This is a genomic window from Citrobacter sp. Colony219 (genome assembly GCF_019382635.1).
In the GTDB taxonomy this organism is placed as follows: Bacteria; Pseudomonadota; Gammaproteobacteria; order Enterobacterales; family Enterobacteriaceae; genus Citrobacter; species Citrobacter youngae.
Map to the genome: position 1 here is coordinate 649869 of NZ_CP080033.1, position 21941 is coordinate 671809.

Here is a 21941-nt window from a genome sequence, read left to right on the forward strand (position 1 = left end):
CTGTTATCAATTCAACACCATCGGCCAGTCTGGCGGAGTATGGCTCATCACGTCGAGCATCACAGATTCGATGTTATTCCAGATAGTGGATACATCTACCAGGGTGATACCGAGTAATCCGGTTGCAAACCAGCAGGCAAAAACAAGCCCTAAACCGCTGCTGATAACGGCCAGTCCAACATAATCTGATTTACGAAAACGAATATTGAGCGTACTGGCTAAAAACATCAGTACTGCGCTGAGCAGTTGCCACCGCAGAAGAACTACGCCAGTTGTTATTGTTGCCATGAAAAACGTCCTCAGAAAGTCTTGATGCCCAGGACAGCGCGGGGTTATTCACAGAGGGTGTGGTACTCTGGCTATCGACGGGCAATAACATGAATGAAACAATGTTTCTGTTACATTATTTCTGTGAACTATATCACATTTGCTCGTTTGTTCACCAGTATCTGACGTTATTTTTGCCGGTTTTTATCCATGTTAATTGTATGGTCATCTTGATTCATAAACGAATAATAAATTATGCGTTATGTAAGATGCATTCATGTTACTTGTTTTCTTTATCCGAAATTAATCGTTAAAAAAGTTAATGTGTTTTATACGTGCCGCCAGTATAACGCGTGTAAAACATTACTCTTTCTTGATAATGATGTTGCAAAATAAGCGTAACTTTAAGTTTGCCTTACGGGAAAATAATATCATCATCCACTATTATCAGACTTTTACATAGAGACGTCTGTTGATAATGTTGATAGATTCATGCAACTTAACCAGTTGGTGTTTATAGCATCCTGCCTTGATGGGTACTGGCATATACGAAACAGGGAAATAGGGCTGACATGAATCTCAGTGCGCAAAGCAAGATGCTGAAGCTCCTCGGCACGCTCACGGTGGTATTGCTCCCCGTGGTGCTGGCGCTATGGTTTGCTCATATCCGGGCGACGTCCGAAACCCGCACTCAACTCCACTCATTTGCTCAACTGGTGTTAAATAAAACGGAACTGGTGATCCAGCAAGCTGATTTAGCGCGTGATATGGCTCAGCTGTATCAGGGTAAGATGTGTACCCCTGCCCATCAGAAAAGTATGCTGAATATTATTCGCGGGCGTTTATATATCAGCGAGCTAATTTATGCACAAGATGATCATTTTTTGTGCTCTACGTCGATGGCACCGTCAGTTCCCTATATTATGCCAACCGCTGACTATAAACGTACGCCGGACGTTTCGATCTATTACTATCGCGATACGCCTTTTTTCTCTGGCTACAACATGACGTATATGCAAAGAGGAAACTACGTCGTTGTCATTAACCCATTATCTTACAGCGAAGTCATGTCAGATGACCCTGGCCTATTGTGGGGCGTCTATGACACGATAACGGATACTTTCTTCTCCGCCAGCAATCAGGCGCATGTTAAGCAATTTCTGCCGCTGGTGCGCGGTAAAACCTCTACCTTCCAACTGGACGATCGGTTCTATACCATCGTTCGTTCTGAGAAGCGCCCGATCGCGATTATTGTTTCGACGACCCGCGATCGCGTCCATCAAAATTTCTATCACGAAGCCGCACTCACGATCCCCTTTGGGGTGATCTGCAGCATTCTGATGCTGTTGATGTGGTGGCGTACACGCCAGCAGTACCATTCCCCTCGTCGTTTGTTAAGGCGTGCGCTGGAAAAACGCCAGCTACGCCTGCATTACCAGCCGATCATCGATATCAAGAATGGTCAATGTGTGGGGGCCGAGGCGCTGATGCGTTGGCCAGGTTGCAAAGGCGAGGTCATGAGCCCGACGGAATTTATTCCGCTGGCTGAAAAAGAAGGCATGATTGAAAGGATCACGGATTACGTGGTCGAAGAAGTGTTCAATGATTTAGGGTATTTTCTTTCAGCGCATCCCCAGATTTATATCTCAATTAACCTCTCAGCTTCTGATTTCCATTCATCCCGACTGATTGCCCTGATCGCTGAGAAAGCGCGTGATTACTCAGTCGCTGCCCAGCAAATTAAAGTCGAAGTGACGGAGCGTGGATTTATTGATGTGCATAAAATGACCCCGGTAATCCAGGCATTCCGTCAGGCTGGTTATGAAGTGGCATTTGATGATTTTGGGACGGGATATTCCAATCTGCACAATCTGGCGGCACTGAACGTGGATATCCTGAAGATTGATAAATCTTTTATTAGTACGCTGGCGACCAACAGTACCAGCCACCTGATTGCCGAACATATCATCGAAATGGCGCAAAGCTTACATCTGAAGACAATTGCTGAAGGGGTGGAAACGGCAGATCAAATGGAATGGCTGCTTGAACGTGGCGTTCAGTATTGTCAGGGGTGGTATTTTGCGAAAGCGTTACCGCCGCAGGAGTTTATGCTCTGGCTACAGCGCTCGCCCGCCATACTGACGCAGAGCGGGCAATAATCCTACAGGCGATGACGGTAGTCGCTGGGTGTACGATCAAACTCGCGGCGGAACACGCGTGAGAACGTTTGTTGCGACACATAGCCGAGATCCATCGCAATATCGAAAATAGGTCGTTCGGTCGTCCGTAGTTCCACGGCGGCTAACAAAAGTCGGCGCTGGCGGATATAGTCACCCAACGTCTGACGCATCACCGTGCGGAACATCCTCTGTAAATACCACTTCGAGTAACCTGATTTTTTCGCCACCGCCTCAATGTTCAGCGGTTGATCGATATGTTCATCAATCCATTCAATAAGGGTCTGAATTATCTGCTGATGGGACATAGGGCTGCCTCTTTCTCAGTATTCGATTCGTCGTTTTGTCTGTGGGCGAGTATAATTCCTCAAGTTAACTTGAGGTAAAGCGATTTATGGAAAAGAAATTACCCCGGATAAAAGCGCTGCTCACGCCAGGTGAGGTCGCAAAACGTAGCGGTGTCGCGGTATCAACTCTGCACTTCTATGAAAGCAAAGGGTTAATCAGCAGCATGCGCAACAGCGGCAATCAGCGTCGATACAAACGTGATGTGTTGCGTTATGTCGCGATTATCAAGATTGCCCAGCGTATCGGTATACCACTGGCGACGATTGGCGACGCGCTAGGGGTATTACCCGAAGGACATTCGCTCAGCGCCAAAGAGTGGAAACAGCTCTCGTCGCAATGGCGTGAAGAACTGGACCGGCGTATTCATACCCTGGTGGCGTTGCGTGATGAACTGGATGGATGCATTGGTTGCGGTTGTTTGTCGCGCAGCGATTGCCCGTTGCGTAACCCAGGCGATCAGCTTGGTGAGCAGGGGACCGGGGCGCGCCTGCTGGAAGATGATTGATGGGTTTAAATACGGGTATAAAACTAAAGCGCCACAGAGGGCGCTTTAGTTTGGTTCCGGTCTTCGTCTTTCACTCTATCCCGCTGGTTCACGGGAGGGTTTCCCCCGACATCAACACCCCTCAGTCGAGCACATTAGGGGAGGTTCCGGCTTGTGTTGATAAGGTAAGTGTATGCCACCCCCGTCTATTTGCCAGTCGATTGATGGTTTTTTAGCCGAAAAATTTTCCGCATCTTCATTCGTTTTTTTGCGCGAATTAACGTGAAAGATTACCGCTGGGGTTGTAATAACTGCGCGAAATTTGTTGCCAGATTGCGCATTGACGATAACGTTTGCGCATCGACTGGCTATTTCTTGTGCGTTATAAGAAGAAATGAGTAAAAAGCGGCAAAGTTCAGTTGAAAACCAGTACATGATCGCTAGATAATCGTTTGCTTTTTTTTACCACCCGTTTTTATGCGCGGAGCTAAACGTTTGCTTTTTTGCGACACCCCTACTGACGCAAACCTGGCACAGGGAGAAAACGTTAAGCAGGCAGTGGATTGTCCAGCACGCATAATGACGAAAAATAAACTCTCAGGGGATGTTTTCTATGTCTACGCCTTCAGCGCGTACCGGCGGTTCACTCGACGCCTGGTTTAAAATTTCGCACCGTGGCAGTACCGTTCGACAGGAAGTCGTTGCCGGATTAACGACGTTTCTGGCGATGGTCTACTCTGTTATTGTGGTTCCAGGAATGCTGGGTAAAGCCGGTTTCCCGCCAGCCGCTGTATTTGTGGCAACCTGCCTGGTAGCCGGTGTCGGCTCTATTGTGATGGGCCTGTGGGCAAACCTGCCGCTGGCGATTGGTTGCGCCATTTCTTTGACGGCGTTTACCGCATTCAGCCTGGTGCTGGGGCAGCATATTAGCGTGCCTGTTGCGTTGGGCGCGGTGTTTCTGATGGGTGTTCTGTTTACCATCATTTCCGCGACAGGTATTCGTAGCTGGATCCTGCGCAATCTGCCACAGGGCGTTGCGCACGGTACGGGTATTGGTATCGGCCTGTTCCTGCTGCTGATTGCGGCAAACGGCGTTGGTCTGGTCATTAAGAACCCGCTGGATGGCCTGCCGGTTGCGCTGGGTGACTTCGACACCTTCCCGGTCATTATGTCGCTGATTGGTCTGGCGGTGATTATCGGCCTCGAAAAACTGAAAGTACCGGGTGGCATCCTGCTGACTATTATCGGTATTTCCGTTGTTGGCCTGATTTTCGATCCGGCCGTGCATTTCTCCGGTATTTTTGCCATGCCGTCTCTGAGCGACGAAAACGGCAACTCGCTGATCGGCAGCCTGGACATTATGGGCGCACTGAATCCTGTCGTTCTGCCGAGCGTGCTGGCGCTGGTCATGACCGCCGTCTTCGATGCGACCGGAACCATCCGCGCGGTTGCGGGCCAGGCGAATCTGCTGGATAAAGACGGTCAGATTATCGATGGCGGCAAAGCGTTAACGACTGACTCCCTGAGCAGCGTATTCTCTGGTCTGGTGGGCGCTGCTCCGGCAGCGGTTTACATTGAATCTGCAGCGGGTACCGCGGCAGGGGGTAAAACCGGTCTGACGGCGATCACCGTAGGTGTTCTGTTCCTGCTGATCCTGTTCCTTTCTCCGCTCTCTTACCTTGTTCCTGCTTACGCAACGGCACCGGCGCTGATGTATGTTGGTTTGCTGATGCTGAGCAACGTGGCGAAAATCGACTTTACCGACTTCGTCGACGCGATGGCGGGACTGATTACCGCTGTCTTTATCGTGCTGACCTGTAATATCGTGACCGGCATTATGATCGGTTTTGCCACTCTGGTTATTGGCCGTATTGTTTCCGGCGAATGGCGAAAACTGAATATCGGAACGGTGGTGATTGCCGTGGCGCTGGTTGCATTCTATGCAGGCGGTTGGGCTATTTAATTCCGATACGCTCTTGATCCTGAAAACGGGTGGCTTTTGCCGCCCGTTTTTATTTTCAGAACACACTCGTTGTCTTTTGCGTTACTCTCGAGTAGATAGAATTGAGGCACGACGCCTCTCACCACTAATCATAAGAAACATCGCAAACAGGGAACGCATGGAAATCTTTTTCACCATACTCATCATGACCCTTGTGGTCTCGCTGTCGGGGGTATTTACTCGCGTATTGCCCTTCCAACTCCCTTTACCCCTTATGCAGATCGCCATCGGCGCCTTGCTGGCGTGGCCGACGTTTGGTTTGCATGTGGAATTCGATCCTGAGCTGTTTTTGGTGCTGTTCATCCCGCCGCTGCTGTTTGCCGATGGCTGGAAGACGCCAACGCGTGAGTTTCTGGAGCACGGACGAGAGATCTTCGGTCTGGCACTGGCGCTCGTACTGGTTACGGTGGTCGGCATTGGTTTTATGATTTATTGGCTGGTCCCGGGGATTCCGCTGATCCCCGCTTTTGCGCTGGCCGCAGTGTTATCGCCAACCGATGCCGTTGCCCTTTCTGGCATTGTAGGCGAGGGGCGTATACCGAAGAAAATCATGGGCATCCTGCAGGGCGAAGCGTTGATGAACGATGCGTCTGGCCTGGTATCGCTGAAATTTGCTGTGGCCGTGGCAATGGGAACGATGGTGTTTACCGTTGGTGGTGCGACGGTTGAGTTCTTTAAGGTAGCGATTGGCGGCATCCTGGCGGGTTTTGTCGTCAGCTGGTTGTATGGACGCTCTCTGCGCTTTCTTAGCCGCTGGGGCGGCGATGAGCCGGCAACGCAAATTGTTCTGCTGTTCCTGCTGCCGTTTGCTTCTTACCTGATTGCCGAACACATTGGTGTTTCCGGGATCCTCGCGGCGGTCGCAGCCGGGATGACGATAACCCGTTCAGGCGTAATGCGTCGTGCGCCATTGGCGATGCGCTTACGTGCTAACAGCACCTGGGCAATGCTGGAGTTCGTCTTTAACGGCATGGTCTTCCTGCTGTTAGGGCTGCAATTACCGGGGATTCTGGAGTCTTCTCTGGTGGCGGCAGAAGCCGATCCGAACGTTGAAACCTGGATGCTGTTTACCGATATCGTGCTGATTTACGTAGCGCTGATGCTGGTGCGTTTTGGCTGGCTGTGGACGATGAAAAAATTCAGTCTGCGCTTCCTGAAGAAAAAGCCGATGGAGTTTGGCTCATGGACAACGCGTGAAATCCTGATCGCCTCCTTTGCGGGGGTTCGCGGGGCGATTACGCTTGCTGGTGTGCTCTCTATCCCGCTGCTGTTGCCGGATGGTAGCGGCTTCCCGGCGCGCTACGAGCTAGTATTCCTTGCCGCGGGCGTGATCCTGTTCTCGCTGTTTGTCGGTGTAGTGATGCTACCGATTCTGCTGCAACACCTGGAAGTGGCAGATCACTCGCAGCAACTGAAAGAAGAGCGGATAGCCCGCGCTGCGACGGCGGAAGTCGCGATTGTTGCTATCCAGAAAATGGAAGAGCGTCTGGCGGCGGACAGCGAAGAGAATATTGATAATCAACTGCTGACCGAAGTGAGCTCTCGTGTAATCGGTAACCTGCGCCGTCGCGTCGATGGACGTAACGATGTGGAAAGCTCATTACAGGAAGAGAACCTCGAGCGACGTTTCCGCCTGGCGGCATTGCGTTCAGAACGTGCAGAGCTTTATCACCTGCGCGCCACGCGCGAAATCAGCAATGAAACGCTGCAGAAACTGTTGCACGATCTGGACTTGCTGGAAGCGTTGCTGATCGAGAACCAATAAACGGTTGTGCCGGATGCGCTACGCTTATCAGGCCTACGGAATCGAATTGTAGGCCGGGTAAGGCGTTTACGCCGCATCCGGCACTTACGATTCTTGCGTTAACCAAAACCCTTCGCAGCATGTCAGCCACGCCTGAGCGCTGTGCGACAGATACACGCCTTCACGCCAAATCATGCCCAGTTGCCAGCGTAAATCGCTCTCCAGCGGGATCCAGCGCAGCGTCTGTTTATCCAGTCGTTGGCAAATTGGCTCCGGTAAAATAGCGATACCGACGCCGGCTTGCACCATGGCCGCCAGAAAATCCCACTGCCCGCTGCGTACCGCGATGCGCGGCTTGACGTTGTGCTGGCTAAACAGTTCAAGCAGTTGGCGACTCAAGGCGAAATCTTCGTTATAGATCAGCAGCGGGTGCTCCGCTAACGCCTCGGGGGAAATGGACTCACACGTTGTCCACTGACCGGAGCGGGGGACCAGCACGCAGAGCGGATGACTGAAAAGCGGTAAGGTTGCCAGTCCACTCTCTTCCTCGACCGGAAGGGCCGTCATGGCGACATCCAAATCACCGCTCATGACTGCCTGTTGGACGGTTAAGCCACCAAACTCCGATATTTTAAGCTCAACGCCGGGATAACGCTGGCGAAACAGGCTGATGGGACCTGCCATCAACATACCGACCATTGGCGGGATACCAAGGCGCAATAGCCCTTTGTTCAGATGGTTAATGTCGCTAAGTTCGGCTTCAAGCTGGCGAAACTCGGCCAAAATCGCCAGACCGCGCTCAAAAACAACCTGTCCGGTATCGGTCAATAAAAGCCGCCGACCGTCGCGGATTAACAGCGTGCAGTTCAGCTCGTCTTCAAGGTTCTTCAACATTTTGCTGATGGTGGGTTGGGTGACAAAAAGCTTCTCCGCTGCGCGGGTAAAGCTCTGCTGACGCACCACCTCAACAAAATATCGCAGCGTTCTGATATCCATGATTATTCCTTAAGACTATGCCTGCAATGAGTTTAATTCATTTCAGTCCTGGACGGGGGCTCTCTATACTGGCGCTCTCTATTTTTTAAGGACATACCCTCATGGCTGTGGCGATAAGCCGCGTGACGCCTGCTGTCATTCAACGACTCCAGATCCCCGTTCAGGTTCTGTTGTACGCAGGTCTCTTTGTATTTGCTCAATATCTTGTCTCCTGGCTGCATCTACCGCTTCCCGCCAACCTGGTCGGGATGGTGCTGATGTTGGCATTAATTATCTGCCGGGTTATCCCGCTGAGCTGGATACGCGCCGGTGCCCGCTGGTTACTGGCTGAAATGCTGCTGTTTTTTGTTCCGGCAGTGGTGGCCGTCGTCAACTATACGCAGCTGTTGTTAGTCGATGGCTGGCGTATTTTTGCTGTCATTGCGATAAGCACGCTGATGGTGCTCGGTGCCACGGCGTGGGTGGTCGATAAAGTGTATCGCTATGAAATGAGCAGGTTAAACCGTGAGTAATTTCCAGCTAAGCGTGTTGTGTCTGGTGATTACGCTGGGTATCTACTTTGCTAATAAGCGTTTGTATCGCCGTTTTCGCAAATTACCGCTGATGCCGCTGGTCCTCACGCCAGCACTGTTGGTGCTGATGCTGGTGTTCGGGCATATTTCCTGGCAGAACTATATTGGCGAATCACACTGGCTGCTGTGGTTATTAGGTCCCGCGACCATTGCCTTCGCTGTTCCGGTATACGATAACCTCGCGGTGATTAAGCGTCACTGGATGTCGCTGACGGCGGGGGTGATCACAGCGACGCTGGTGGCTGTCACCAGTTCTGTGTGGTTGGCGCGTCTGTTTATGCTACCTGATGAGATCCAACGTAGCCTGGCGGTACGTTCCGTCACCACGCCGTTTGCGCTGGCAGCGGCAGAACCCTTGGGCGGGCAGCCGGACCTGGTGGCCTTGTTCGTGGTGGTGACCGGTGTATTCGGCATGGCGGTCGGCGATGTGCTGTTTTTACGGCTTTCCATCCGCGAAGGTATGGCCAAAGGCGCAGGGTTTGGCGCTGCATCGCATGGCGCAGGCACGGCGCGCTCGTATGAGCTTGGCCAGCAGGAGGGCGTGGTTGCCAGTCTGGTAATGATGCTTTCCGGTGTGGTGATGGTGCTGGTGGCACCGCTGGTGGCGAGGCTGATGTTCTGAGAAAAGATATAATCCTCCGGCCCGAAAGCCGGAGGAGAAGGGAGGTTAGTGTGCACGACCTTGCTCTACGCCGTACCCGGTCTGGGAACGGATGAACTGAGCACGGAACTGCTCGCGTTCGCGGTTGCCTTCTTCTGAGTTGTCGGTCGCAGAGAAGAACCAGATCCCGAGGAACGCTACGCTGATGGAGAACAGCGCCGGATATTCATACGGGAAAATGGCTTTTTCGTGACCGAGGATCTGGACCCAAATGGTTGGGCCGAGAATCATCAATACTACCGCTGTTAACAGACCTAACCAGCCACCCAGCATTGCGCCACGGGTGGTCAGTCTTGACCAGTACATGGAAAGCAGAATGATGGGGAAGTTACAGCTGGCCGCGATGGCGAACGCCAGACCCACCATGAAGGCGATGTTCTGATTTTCGAACAGCACGCCGAGCACGATGGCAATCACACCCAATATCAGTACGGTAATTTTCGAGACGCGCAGTTCTTCACGCTCGGTAGCGCCTTTGCGGAACACGTTAGCGTACAGATCGTGAGAAACTGCCGAAGCGCCCGCCAGCGTCAGCCCGGCAACCACCGCCAGGATGGTGGCAAACGCCACTGCAGAGATGAAGCCGAGGAACAGGTTACCGCCCACCGCATTCGCCAGGTGAACCGCCGCCATGTTGTTACCACCGATCAGTGCGCCTGCAGCATCTTTGTACTCTGGATTAGCACCTACCAGCATGATCGCGCCAAAGCCGATGATAAAGGTCAGGATGTAGAAATAACCCATAAAGCCGGTGGCATAGAATACGCTCTTACGCGCTTCGCGGGCATCGCTGACCGTGAAGAAACGCATCAGAATATGCGGCAAGCCTGCCGTACCGAACATCAATCCAAGACCTAACGACAGGGCGGATATCGGATCTTTTACCAGACCGCCCGGGCTCATAATCGCGGAGCCTTTCGGGTGTACCGCCATCGCTTCGGTGAACAGGTTGTTGAAGCTGAAGCCGACGTGCTTCATTACCATGAAGGCCATAAAGCTGGCGCCGAACAGCAGCAGAACGGCTTTGATGATCTGTACCCATGTGGTTGCCAGCATGCCGCCAAACAGCACGTACATCATCATCAGTACGCCAACCAGCACCACGGCGATGTGATAGTTCAGACCAAACAGCAGCTCAATCAGCTTACCTGCGCCGACCATCTGGGCGATCAGATACAGCGCGACCACCACCAGGGAACCACAGGCCGACAGAATACGGATTGGCCCCTGCTTCAGACGATAAGAAGCAACGTCTGCAAAGGTATAACGACCGAGGTTACGCAGGCGTTCCGCAATCAGGAACAGGATAATCGGCCAGCCGACCAGGAAGCCGAGCGAGTAGATCAGCCCGTCATAACCGGAGGTAAATACCAGCGCGGAAATTCCAAGGAACGATGCCGCCGACATATAGTCGCCCGCAATCGCCAGCCCGTTCTGGAAACCGGTGATGTTACCGCCGGCGGTGTAGTAGTCATTACGCGAACGTACGCGCTTAGACGCCCAGTAGGTAATACCGAGCGTAAAGATGACGAAAATCAGGAACATAATAATCGCCTGCCAGTTGGTTGGCTGGCGTTGAACTGCACCGCTAATAGCATCCGCCGCGTTTGCGGCGAAGGGCAGCGTGGCGGCAAGCGCCGTCAGGACTCTCTTCATGATGCTTTAACCTCGTGCAGAACCGCATTGTTCAGGCGATCAAATTCACCGTTGGCCCGCCAGATGTAGATCCCGGTCAGGATGAAGGAGATGAGGATCACACCGACCCCAATCGGAATACCCCGGGTGACGCTGGTTCCCGCGTGTAGCGGCGTACCCAGCCAGCCAGGCGCAAAGGCAATCAGTAAAATAAAGCTGATATAAACTGCCAGCATGATGATGGACAGAATGGTGGCAAACCGTTGCCGTTTTTCTACTAACTCCCTGAAACGCGCACTGTCTTCTATCCGCTGATAAATATTGTCATTCATCACAGAGTTCTCCAGAGGTCCCCCTGCGTCTTTCGTGCTACAGGTTCGTTGGCCGCACTCGCCTACCCCAGTCACATAGTGAACTATGTGACTGGGGATATGCTTGCTTGCCGCCTTCCTGTAACACGAAATCCTTTGGGGGAGGTTTTTATATTTCCTTCCCGGTCAGGGGAGGGGTAGGGATAGGATTTGTAGGCCCGATAAGCAGCGCGCCATCGGGCATTTCACGGTTATGGTTATGATGGCATCGCGATGGCCTGCTTCTCTTCGAGCAGTTTCTCTACCACGCCAGGATCGGCGAGGGTTGAGGTATCGCCCAGATTGCTGGTATCGCCCGCCGCGATTTTTCGCAGAATACGGCGCATGATTTTGCCGGAGCGGGTTTTCGGCAGTGAGTCGGTCCAGTGCAGCACGTCTGGCGTTGCTAACGGGCCAATTTCTTTTCGTACCCAGTTGCGCACCTCGGCGTACAACTCAGGTGACGGCTCTTCGCCGTGATTCAGCGTGACGTAGGCGTAAATGGCCTGGCCTTTAATACTATGTGGAATGCCGACCACGGCGGCTTCGGCAATCTTTGGATGCGACACCAGCGCCGACTCGATTTCTGCTGTACCCAGGCGGTGGCCCGAGACGTTCAGCACGTCATCCACACGTCCGGTTATCCAGTAATAGCCGTCTTCGTCACGACGCGCGCCGTCGCCGCTGAAGTACATATTCTTGAAGGTAGAGAAGTAGGTTTGCTCAAAGCGTTCGTGATCGCCAAACAACGTTCTCGCCTGACCCGGCCATGAGTCGGTGATCACCAGGTTGCCTTCGGTCGCCCCTTCCTGCGGGTTACCTTCGTTATCAACGATGGCTGGTTGTACGCCAAAGAATGGACGCGTTGCAGAACCCGCTTTCAGCTCGGTGGCGCCCGGCAGTGGGGTGATCATGAATCCCCCGGTTTCGGTCTGCCACCAGGTATCAACGACCGGACATTTTTCGTTGCCAATTTTCTTCCAGTACCACTCCCATGCTTCCGGGTTAATCGGCTCGCCAACGGAACCCAAAATGCGTAGCGATGAACGGTTAGTGCCTTCAATCGCCTTATCACCTTCTGCCATCAGGGCGCGGATAGCCGTTGGCGCAGTATAGAGGATTGTGACCTGGTGCTTGTCCACGACCTGTGACATACGCGCCGGGGTCGGCCAGTTAGGTACACCTTCAAACATCAGCGTGGTGGCACCGCAGGCTAGCGGACCGTACAGCAAATAGCTGTGGCCGGTAACCCAACCCACATCAGCAGTACACCAGTAGATATCGTCCTGATGGTAATCAAACACATACTTAAAGGTCGTTGCCGCGTAAACCAGATATCCCCCCGTGGTGTGCAGCACGCCTTTTGGCTTACCGGTTGAACCAGAGGTATACAGGATAAACAGCGGATCTTCCGCGTTCATTTCTTCCGGCTGATGTTCAGGGCTGGCTTTTTCTATAAGATCGGACCACCACAGGTCACGGCCTTCCTGCCATTCCGTTTTTCCACCGGTTCGTTTGAGGACGACCACATGCTCCACGGTCTTCACGTTCGGGTTTTTCAGCGCATCATCGACGTTCTTTTTCAGCGGGATGCTGCGTCCGGCGCGCACGCCTTCATCAGCGGTGATCACCAGGCGCGAATTGGAGTCGATAATACGTCCGGCGACGGCCTCCGGTGAGAACCCACCGAAGATGACCGAATGCACCGCGCCAATGCGGGCGCAGGCCAGCATGGCGACCGCAGCTTCCGGCACCATCGGCATATAAATAGCTACCACATCGCCTTTTTTAATGCCTAAATTCAACAATGTATTGGCGAAACGACAAACATCGCGATGCAGTTCGCGATAGGTAATGTTTTTACTTTGGCTGGCGTCATCGCCTTCCCAGATGATGGCGGTACGATCGCCGTTTTCCTGCAGATGGCGGTCAAGGCAGTTTGCCGCCAGGTTCAGCGTGCCGTCTTCGTACCATTTAATCGACACGTTGCCGGGTGCAAAAGAGGTGTTCTTTACCTGGCTGTATGGCGTGATCCAATCAAGAATTTTTCCCTGCTCGCCCCAAAATGTGTCGGGATCGGTAATGGACTGTTGGTATTTCGCTTCGTACTGCTCCGGGTTTATCAGGCAACGGTCCGCAATGTTTGCGGGAATAGCGTGTTTGTGTATTTGGCTCATGGCTTTTGTTCTCCTTGTAGGATGTTAATAATATGTCGCACAAACGTTAAATGTAGGGGCTTTGCGAGTTTTGTTTAGTATTTGGGCGACAGATCACGCAATAACCGAATTGTGCAAATTAGCGGCAAACTGAATTTTGAAGAGAACTAGCAAAAATTGATTAAACCTCGCGATAACATGCGGTTATATAGAGAGTTTTGAAAAGGTGATCTGTGTCGGATATAGACAAAAGAGTGAGGGATTAGAAGGGGAAAATAACTCTAAAGTGGTATTTTACATACACTTACAATTGATTAAAAACAACATTTCTTGTAGGGTTTCTTGTTACAAATAGGGTGGAGCAATGTCATGACAGTATTCGTGTGGTTGCTGTTATGGAAAACAATAAAAGAACCGCCATTGCAGATAATGGCGTCATCTGGATGAGACCCCTATGGCAAGGATAAAATCACGCGTACGCCGTTTCTTCAGCCTGTTAGTACCTTTATTATTTATCTCTGCAGTTCACGCTGAACAAACCCCCGTACCCGCAAAAACCGTCACCGTTGAAGCGAAGAATGAAGTCTTCGCCCCTCAGCATCCCGATCAATATCTCTCCTGGAAAGCCACGTCTGAGCAATCAGCCCGTGAAGATGCGCTGGCAGAAGATCCGCGTCTGGTGATCCTGTGGGCGGGATATCCCTTCTCGCGCGATTACAACAAACCGCGCGGACACGCGTATGCCGTGACCGATGTCCGTGAAACCTTACGTACCGGTGCACCCAAAACGGCAGAAGATGGTCCGTTGCCGATGGCCTGCTGGAGCTGTAAAAGCCCGGATGTGGCGCGTCTGATCCAGAAAGACGGTGAAGATGGCTACTTCCACGGTAAATGGGCGCGCGGCGGTCCTGAAATTGTTAATAATCTTGGCTGCGGCGATTGCCATAACACCGCGTCACCAGACTTTGCCAAAGGCAAGCCAGAACTGACGCTGTCGCGTCCTTATGCTGAACGCGCGATGGAAACCATCGGCAAACCGTTTGAGAAAGCCGGTCGCTTTGACCAGCAATCCATGGTCTGCGGCCAGTGCCACGTGGAATACTACTTCGACGGTAAAAACAAAGCCGTTAAGTTCCCGTGGGACGACGGCATGAAAGTCGAGAACATGGAGAAATACTACGACACCATCGCCTTCTCTGACTGGACCAACTCCCTGTCTAAAACCCCAATGCTGAAAGCGCAGCACCCGGAGTATGAAACCTGGAGCGCAGGCATTCACGGCAAGAACAACGTGACCTGTATCGACTGCCACATGCCGAAAGTGCAGAACGCGGAAGGCAAGATCTACACCGACCATAAGATTGGGAATCCGTTCGATAACTTCGCTCAGACCTGTGCGAACTGCCACACCCAGGACAAAGCGTCCCTGCAAAAAGTGGTCGCCGAGCGTAAACAGGCCATTCATGACCTGAAAATCAAGGTTGAAGATCAACTGGTACATGCCCATTTCGAAGCGAAAGCAGCATGGGATGCGGGCGCAACGGAAGCGGAAATGAAGCCGATTCTGGAAGACATTCGCCACGCGCAATGGCGTTGGGACCTGTCTATCGCCTCACACGGTATTCACATGCACGCGCCGGAAGAAGGTCTGCGGATGCTGGGTAGCGCAATGGATAAAGCTGCTGATGCACGTACCAAACTGGTCCGTCTGCTGGCGACCAAAGGCATCACGCATGAAATCCCGTTACCGGATATCTCTACCAAAGAGAAAGCCCAGGCGGCGATTGGTCTGAACATGCAGCAAATCAATGCTGAAAAGCAGGACTTCATCAAAACGGTGATTCCGCAATGGGAAGATCAGGCGCGTAAAAACGGTCTGTTAAGCCAATAACCCCATTTCGCCCCGCAAGGGGCGGATAACTCAACGGAGTGAATATGAGCGTATTACGTTCGTTATTAACTGCTGGGGTGCTGGCGTCAGGCTTGTTATGGAGCCTGAGTGGAATCACTGCCACGCCAACGCCGCAGGAGTCGGATCAACGCTGGACGGTTACCCAACAGCGTAATCCGGATGCCGCCTGTCTGGACTGTCACAAGCCGGATACCGAAGGCATGCATGGTAAGCATGCGGAAGCCATCAACCCGAATAACAAACTGCCTGTCACCTGCACCAATTGTCACGGCCAGCCGTCACCGAAGCACCGCGAAGGGGTGAAAGATGTGATGCGCTTTAATGAGCCGATGTACAACGTGGAGCAGCAGAACAGCGTCTGTATGTCCTGTCACCTGCCTGAGCAGTTGCAAAAAGCGTTCTGGCCGCACGATGTCCACGTAACCAAAGTGGCGTGTGCCAGCTGTCACTCACTGCATCCGAAGCAAGACACGATGCAGACGCTGAGCGATAAAGGACGGATCAAGATTTGCGTCGATTGCCACAGCGATCAACGTAACAATCCGAACTTTAACCCGGCGTCGGTTCCGTTGCTTAAGGAGCATCCATGAGTTGCTCTCGTCGCCAGTTTATCACCGGCGTCGGCGCGCTGGTGGCAGTGAGCGGGACGGCGGGGCGCGTTGTGGCGAAGACGTTGAACATCAACGGTGTGCGTTACGGTATGGTTCATGATGAGTCTTTATGCATTGGCTGTACGGCCTGCATGGATGCTTGTCGGGAAGTTAACAACGTGCCGGAAGGCGTATCGCGTCTGACGATTATTCGCAGCGAGCCGCAAGGGACATTTCCTGATGTGAAGTATCGCTTCTTCCGTCACTCGTGCCAGCATTGTGACCATGCTCCCTGCGTTGACGTCTGCCCGACGGGGGCATCGTATCGCGATGCCGCCAACGGCATTGTGGATGTGAACCCCGACCTTTGCGTTGGCTGCCAGTACTGTATCGCCGCGTGTCCTTATCGTGTGCGCTTTATCCATCCGGTAAGCAAAACGGCGGATAAATGCGATTTCTGCCGGAAAACCAACCTGAAAGCGGGCAAACAGCCTGCCTGCGTTGAGTCATGTCCGACGAAGGCGCTGACGTTTGGTAATCTGGACGATCCCAACAGCGATATCTCCCGTTTGTTGCAGCAGAAAACCACCTACCGTTACAAACTGGCGTTGGGTACAAAACCGAAGGTCTACCGCGTTCCCTTTAAATTTGGGGAGGTGAGCCAATGACATCCGCTTCTGCATTTCATTTCGAATCACTGGTGTGGGACTGGCCCATTGCCATCTATCTGTTCCTGATAGGTATCTCTGCCGGACTGGTCACGTTGGCGATTCTGCTGCGTCGTTTCCATCCGCAGGCGGGTGGTTCTGACAGCACGCTGCTGCGCACCACGCTGGTGTTAGGGCCGGGGGCGATTATCTTCGGTTTGCTGATTCTGGTGTTCCACCTGACGCGTCCATGGACCTTCTGGAAACTGATGTTCCACTACAGCTTCACTTCGGTGATGTCGATGGGGGTCATGCTGTTCCAGTTGTACATGGTGGTGTTAGTGCTGTGGCTGGCAAAAATCTTTGAAAAAGAGGTGATTACCCTGCAACAGCGGTTCGTGCCGCGACTGACGATGGTCTCAAAACTCCTGACGCTAATCACGCCGTTCCATCGCGCGCTTGAGACGCTGATGCTGGTGCTGGCGGTCCTGCTCGGGGCGTATACCGGGTTCCTGCTGTCAGCGCTGAAATCCTACCCGTTCCTGAATAACCCGATCCTGCCGGTGCTGTTCCTGTTCTCCGGGATCTCCTCCGGTGCGGCGGTGGCGCTGATCGCCATGGCATTACGCCATCGTAGCAACCCGCACAGCACCGAAGCGCACTTTGTGCATCGCATGGAAGTCCCGGTGGTATGGCTGGAGATCTTCCTGCTGGCGGCGTTCTTTGTTGGTCTGGCGCTGGGCGATGACGGCAAAATGCGCGCGCTGGCGGCGGCACTGGGCGGCGGATTCTGGACCTGGTGGTTCTGGCTGGGCGTGGCCGGGCTTGGGCTGATACTGCCGATGCTGCTAAAACCCTGGGCCAATCGCAGTTCGACGTTTCATGGCGTGCTGGCAGTGTGCGGCGCCAGCCTGACCGGCGTACTGCTGCTGCGCTTTTTTATTCTCTATGCGGGTCAGCTAACCGTTGCGTAAGGTGATATCTGGACGTTCTCCTTCCTGAAGCCGGTTTTCTGGCGCTGTTATTAAGCCTCGGGGTCAACGTGTTGACCCCGCTTGCCGTGTTGGTGGGTGTCCGCCAGCGCTGGCAAGGGGTGATGCGCCTGGCATGCGTGGGCGTGTGGACGCAATTTGCCCTGCTGCTACTGGCCTTTGCCATTCTGGTATTCTGCTTTCTGACCAGTGACTTTTCGGTGGTCTACGTTGCCCAGCACAGCTACAGCCTGCTGCCGTGGGGATTAAAACTGGCGGCGGTGTGGGGCGGTCATGAAGGATCGCTGCTGCTGTGGGTGCTGTTTCTTTCCGCCTGGAGCGCGCTGTTCGCTTATCGCTATCGGCGTGATGCCGACGCGCTGTTTCCGCTGACGCTCAGCGTCCTTTCAATGATAACGGCTCTGTTGCTGCTGTTTGTGGTGGTATGGTCCGATCCGTTCGTGCGTATCTTTCCGCCAGCCATTGAAGGGCGCGACCTTAATCCGATGCTGCAACATCTTGGGTTAATCCTCCATCCACCGCTGCTGTACCTGGGTTACGGGGGGTTAATGGTGGCGGCAGGCGTGGCGCTGGCCTCGCTGCTGCGCGGTGACTTTAACGCACAAAGCGCCTGGGTGTGCTGGCGCTGGGCCTTGCCCGGCTGGTGCGCGCTGACGCTGGGGATTATCCTCGGCTCCTGGTGGGCGTACTGCGAGCTGGGCTGGGGAGGCTGGTGGTTCTGGGACCCGGTAGAAAACGCTTCCTTATTACCCTGGCTTTCCGCCAGCGCGCTGCTGCATAGCTTGTACATCACGCGCCAGCGCGGGATCTTCCGCCACTGGTCGCTGCTGCTGGCTATCGTCACGCTGATTTTATCGCTGCTGGGGACGCTGATTGTGCGTTCCGGCATTCTCGTTTCGGTGCATGCTTTCGCGCTGGATAATGTTCGTGCCGCGCCGTTGTTTGCGCTGTTTACCGTGTTGAGTCTGGCGTCGCTCGGGCTGTACGCCTGGCGGGGCCAGCAAGTCCGGCAGAATGCGCGTTTTGGCGGTTGGTCACGCGAGATGCTGATTCTGGTTGCGTTGCTGCTCTTTAGTGCGGTGCTGCTGATTGTGCTGATTGGCACGCTCTACCCGATGATTTACGGGCTGTTCGGCTGGGGGCGGCTTTCCGTGGGCGCACCGTACTTTAATCGCGCTACGCTGCCCTTTGGGCTGCTGATGCTGCTGGTTATTGTGCTGGCAACGGTCAGAAGCCGCAACGTGTCTGTACGTTGTCAGCTTCCGGCGCTGCTGGCGCATGCCGGGGTGCTGGTGTTTGCGGCAGGGATCGTCTTTTCCAGCGGGAGCCGTCAGGAGATAAGCCTGAACCTGAGCCCCGGGCAGCAGGTGGAACTGGCAGGCTACGTTTTCCGTTTTGAGCGTCTCGACCTGGAAGCCAAAGGTAACTACACCAGTGAAAAAGCGCAGATCACGCTGTGGCACAATGAGAAACACATTGGCAGCCTGCAACCTGAAAGGCGCTTCTATGCCGCGCGTCGTCAACAGATGATGGAGCCGGGGATCCGCTGGAATCTGTTACATGACTGGTACGCGGTGATGGGCGAAAAAACCGGAGCGGACCGTTATGCCATGCGATTGTACGTGCAGACCGGCGTGCGTTGGATTTGGGGCGGCGGACTGTTAATGGTCTTTGGCGCGCTGCTGAGCGGATGGCGAGGAAGGAAGCGTGATGCGTAATATCTGCGGTTTTATCGTCATGTTTTTTATCACTTTCGCCACGCATGCCCAGGTTGTGGACACATGGACGTTTGCCAACCCGCAACAGCAGGAGAAAGCGCTGTCTATTGCCAGCCAACTGCGCTGCCCGCAGTGCCAAAACCAAAACTTGCTGGAATCCAATGCGCCGGTAGCAGTCAGTATGCGCCATCAGGTTTACAGCATGGTGGCGGAAGGGAAAAGTGAAGCCGAGATAACCACGTGGATGACCGATCGTTACGGTGATTTCGTGCGCTACAACCCGCCGTTGAATGAGCAAACGCTGCTGCTGTGGGCGTTGCCGTGCCTGTTGTTGTTACTGGTCGGCGTGGTGGTCTGGCGGGTGAGAAAGCGTCAGCGCGCAGAGGAGGAGGTGCAATGAGTCAGTCCGAACATCCCACTGTGCCGTTACGACCAATGCCCGTGAAGCGGCTGACTGCTGCGGTGGTGTTGATGGTTGTGGCCTGCATCGGCGGTTATCTGTTGACGCCAAAATGGCAGGCGGTGCGGCAGGAACAGGCGCGGTTGGCGGACCCATTACATGCGTTCTCCGATGATAACATTCAGGAAAAACAGCTACTTTCTTTGCAGTCGCAGATTCGTGCTGCTCCACAGGACGGTGTGTTATGGGCGCAACTGGGGGAATATTATCTTTGGCAAAATGCGTATCACAATGCACTGCTGGCCTATGAGCAGGCGCTGCGTTTTCGGGGTGAAAACGCCGAAATCTATTCGGCGCTGGCGACGGTGTTGTACTATCAGGCCGGGCAACATATGACACCGCAAACGCGCGAAATGATAGATAAATCCCTGGCGCTGGACGGTAACGAAGTTACCGCGCTGATGTTGTTAGCCTCAGATGCGTTTATGCAGGCAGACTACGCCCAGGCTATTTCAGTGTGGCAAAAAGTAATGGATTTAAACTCGCCGAGGGTGAATCGTGCGCAGTTGATCGACTCGATTAATATGGCGAAATTATTGCAGAATCGGCAAAAATAAATTTGTTTTTTTTGTGATTTGCATCATTTTGCCTGTTTAAAAAACAGGCACTTGAACAAGTGGGCAAAAAAAACTCATGGAAGAACTTCTTCATTTTTTATCAAATAAAAATTCTTTTATAACAAAAAGTTATTCATGATTACCGATATAAACTCGCGTTTTTATGCATAATTTCAGCTAAACCCCCTGTTCTGAAAGGCTTGCGCGAGATAGCGTGCAAATGATAATGATAATAAGCGTTAAAAAACTCTATAAACGAACGCAACACAAATCATACCCTTTCAGTATGTACTGTTCTCGCATTTTTATATGCGGAATAGCGCTCCATCGAGGAAGTCCGTTGTTATGAAAAATTTGAAAGTCAGCCTGGCATGGCAGATCCTCATCGCCATGGTGCTGGGTATTTTGCTGGGGAGTTACCTGCATTACCATAGTGACAGTCGCGAATGGCTGGTGTTAAACCTGTTGCAACCGGCGGGTGATATCTTTATCCACCTGATTAAAATGATTGTCGTGCCGATTGTTATCTCCACGCTGGTTGTGGGTATTGCCGGGGTAGGCGATGCCAAACAGCTGGGCCGTATTGGCGCCAAAACCATTCTCTATTTCGAAGTGATCACCACCATCGCCATTATTCTCGGCATTACGCTGGCGAACGTGTTTCAACCGGGTTCCGGGATTGATATGTCGCAGCTGGCGACTGTGGATATTTCGAAATATCAAAATACAACCGCAGAAGTGCAAAGCCACGCGCATGGCCTGATGGGCACGATTTTGTCACTGGTGCCGACCAACATCGTCGCATCGATGGCGAAAGGCGACATGCTGCCGATTATCTTCTTTTCGGTGTTATTCGGTTTAGGCTTGTCTTCACTGCCAGCTACTCACCGCGAGCCGCTGGTGACCGTGTTCCGCTCTATTTCCGAAACCATGTTTAAAGTGACGCACATGGTGATGCGCTACGCGCCGGTTGGCGTTTTTGCGCTGATTGCTGTGACCGTCGCGAACTTCGGTTTTGCCTCACTGTGGCCGCTGGCGAAGCTGGTACTGTTGGTGCATTTTGCCATCCTGTTCTTTGCGCTGGTGGTGCTGGGTATCGTGGCGCGTGTCTGTGGTCTGAGTATCTGGATCTTAATCCGTATCCTGAAAGATGAGCTGATTCTGGCGTATTCAACCGCCAGTTCTGAGAGCGTACTGCCGCGTATTATTGAGAAAATGGAAGCCTATGGCGCGCCAGCCTCAATTACCAGCTTTGTGGTGCCGACCGGTTACTCATTTAACCTTGATGGCTCAACGTTGTACCAGAGTATTGCCGCTATTTTCATTGCGCAGCTGTACGGTATCGACCTGTCACTATGGCAGGAAATCGTATTGGTGCTGACGTTGATGGTCACCTCGAAAGGGATTGCAGGCGTGCCGGGCGTCTCCTTCGTCGTACTGCTGGCTACGCTTGGCAGCGTCGGGATCCCGCTGGAAGGCCTGGCGTTTATCGCCGGCGTTGACCGTATCCTCGACATGGCGCGTACCGCGCTGAACGTGGTGGGGAATGCACTGGCGGTGCTGGTAATCGCCAAGTGGGAACACAAGTTTGACCGCAAGAAAGCGCTGGCTTACGAGCGCGAGATGCTGGGTAAATTTGATAAGACCGCGCAGTAATTAGTGATGGGTGCCTG

At 53.2% G+C, this 21941-nt stretch carries 18 protein-coding genes and 1 pseudogene; 13 read left to right on the forward strand and 6 right to left on the reverse strand.

All coding sequences use genetic code 11. The features are described from left to right. Positions 1-6 precede the first annotated feature (6 nt). Positions 7-288, reverse strand: a complete 282-nt coding sequence (locus JTI85_RS02915; protein WP_048213921.1) for a YjcB family protein — start codon at positions 286-288, stop codon at positions 7-9. Between the two features lie 551 nt (positions 289-839). Here JTI85_RS02915 and JTI85_RS02920 point away from each other — a divergent pair. After that, positions 840-2426, forward strand: coding sequence for an EAL domain-containing protein (locus JTI85_RS02920; protein ID WP_115644051.1), 1587 nt, complete (start codon positions 840-842; stop codon positions 2424-2426). 2 nt (positions 2427-2428) lie between these two features. On the opposite strand, the gene soxS is transcribed toward JTI85_RS02920, so the two are convergent. Continuing rightward, positions 2429-2752 (reverse strand): superoxide response transcriptional regulator SoxS, encoded by a 324-nt coding sequence (soxS, locus tag JTI85_RS02925; RefSeq protein ID WP_005132611.1) that lies wholly within the window; start codon positions 2750-2752, stop codon positions 2429-2431. An 86-nt stretch (positions 2753-2838) separates the two neighbouring features. Here soxS and soxR point away from each other — a divergent pair, with 86 nt between their 5' ends. The 3 genes from soxR to JTI85_RS02940 all read left to right on the forward strand — a co-directional run bounded on the left by soxR (position 2839) and on the right by JTI85_RS02940 (position 7043). Next, positions 2839-3297, forward strand: a complete 459-nt coding sequence (soxR, locus tag JTI85_RS02930) for a redox-sensitive transcriptional activator SoxR (protein WP_003826630.1) — start codon at positions 2839-2841, stop codon at positions 3295-3297. Positions 3298-3889: 592 nt separating this feature from the next. Continuing rightward, on the forward strand, positions 3890-5239 hold the full coding sequence (ghxP, locus tag JTI85_RS02935; protein ID WP_005132609.1) for a guanine/hypoxanthine transporter GhxP: 1350 nt from the start codon (positions 3890-3892) through the stop codon (positions 5237-5239). A gap of 157 nt (positions 5240-5396) precedes the next feature. Next, a complete protein-coding gene (locus JTI85_RS02940; protein WP_040229801.1) occupies positions 5397-7043 on the forward strand; it encodes a Na+/H+ antiporter in 1647 nt (548 codons plus the stop codon). 84 nt (positions 7044-7127) lie between these two features. Here JTI85_RS02940 and JTI85_RS02945 read toward each other — a convergent pair whose 3' ends face one another. Then, positions 7128-8018, reverse strand: a complete 891-nt coding sequence (locus tag JTI85_RS02945; RefSeq protein ID WP_040229800.1) for a LysR family transcriptional regulator — start codon at positions 8016-8018, stop codon at positions 7128-7130. Positions 8019-8119: 101 nt separating this feature from the next. Between JTI85_RS02945 and JTI85_RS02950 the strand changes: the two genes are divergently transcribed. After that, a complete protein-coding gene (locus JTI85_RS02950; RefSeq protein WP_048213917.1) occupies positions 8120-8530 on the forward strand; it encodes a CidA/LrgA family protein in 411 nt (136 codons plus the stop codon). Continuing rightward, positions 8523-9212, forward strand: a complete 690-nt coding sequence (locus JTI85_RS02955) for an LrgB family protein (protein ID WP_061067027.1) — start codon at positions 8523-8525, stop codon at positions 9210-9212. The genes JTI85_RS02950 and JTI85_RS02955 overlap by 8 nt, the downstream gene beginning before the upstream one ends. Before the next feature lie 45 nt (positions 9213-9257). On the opposite strand, the gene actP is transcribed toward JTI85_RS02955, so the two are convergent. The 3 genes from actP to acs all read right to left on the reverse strand — a co-directional run bounded on the left by actP (position 9258) and on the right by acs (position 13413). Next, a complete protein-coding gene (gene actP, locus JTI85_RS02960; protein WP_048213916.1) occupies positions 9258-10907 on the reverse strand; it encodes a cation/acetate symporter ActP in 1650 nt (549 codons plus the stop codon). Further along, positions 10904-11218 carry a DUF485 domain-containing protein gene (locus JTI85_RS02965; RefSeq protein WP_006688274.1) on the reverse strand — a complete coding sequence of 105 codons (315 nt, stop codon included), beginning with the start codon at positions 11216-11218 and terminating at the stop codon, positions 10904-10906. The genes actP and JTI85_RS02965 overlap by 4 nt, the downstream gene beginning before the upstream one ends. 236 nt (positions 11219-11454) lie before the next feature. Further along, a complete protein-coding gene (gene acs / locus JTI85_RS02970; protein ID WP_121585331.1) occupies positions 11455-13413 on the reverse strand; it encodes an acetate--CoA ligase in 1959 nt (652 codons plus the stop codon). 433 nt (positions 13414-13846) lie between these two features. On the opposite strand from acs, the gene nrfA reads away from it, so the two are divergent. From nrfA to gltP, 7 genes and pseudogenes are all read left to right on the forward strand, one after another. After that, on the forward strand, positions 13847-15283 hold the full coding sequence (gene nrfA, locus JTI85_RS02975; RefSeq protein ID WP_048213914.1) for an ammonia-forming nitrite reductase cytochrome c552 subunit: 1437 nt from the start codon (positions 13847-13849) through the stop codon (positions 15281-15283). Positions 15284-15327: 44 nt separating this feature from the next. Beyond that, positions 15328-15894 (forward strand): cytochrome c nitrite reductase pentaheme subunit, encoded by a 567-nt coding sequence (gene nrfB, locus JTI85_RS02980; protein WP_219352095.1) that lies wholly within the window; start codon positions 15328-15330, stop codon positions 15892-15894. Beyond that, positions 15891-16562 carry a cytochrome c nitrite reductase Fe-S protein gene (nrfC, locus tag JTI85_RS02985; RefSeq protein WP_005132585.1) on the forward strand — a complete coding sequence of 224 codons (672 nt, stop codon included), beginning with the start codon at positions 15891-15893 and terminating at the stop codon, positions 16560-16562. The genes nrfB and nrfC overlap by 4 nt, the downstream gene beginning before the upstream one ends. Continuing rightward, positions 16559-17515 (forward strand): cytochrome c nitrite reductase subunit NrfD, encoded by a 957-nt coding sequence (nrfD, locus tag JTI85_RS02990; RefSeq protein WP_219352097.1) that lies wholly within the window; start codon positions 16559-16561, stop codon positions 17513-17515. Before nrfC ends, nrfD begins: the two co-directional genes overlap by 4 nt. An 8-nt stretch (positions 17516-17523) precedes the next feature. Then, positions 17524-19651, forward strand: a pseudogene (gene nrfF / locus JTI85_RS02995) (heme lyase NrfEFG subunit NrfF). Then, entirely contained in the window at positions 19648-20268 is a 621-nt protein-coding gene (gene nrfG / locus JTI85_RS03005) for a heme lyase NrfEFG subunit NrfG (RefSeq protein WP_219352099.1), read from the forward strand. The pseudogene nrfF and the gene nrfG overlap by 4 nt, the downstream one beginning before the upstream one ends. Before the next feature lie 345 nt (positions 20269-20613). Continuing rightward, a complete protein-coding gene (gene gltP, locus JTI85_RS03010) occupies positions 20614-21924 on the forward strand; it encodes a glutamate/aspartate:proton symporter GltP (RefSeq protein ID WP_048213908.1) in 1311 nt (436 codons plus the stop codon). Positions 21925-21941 lie beyond the last annotated feature (17 nt).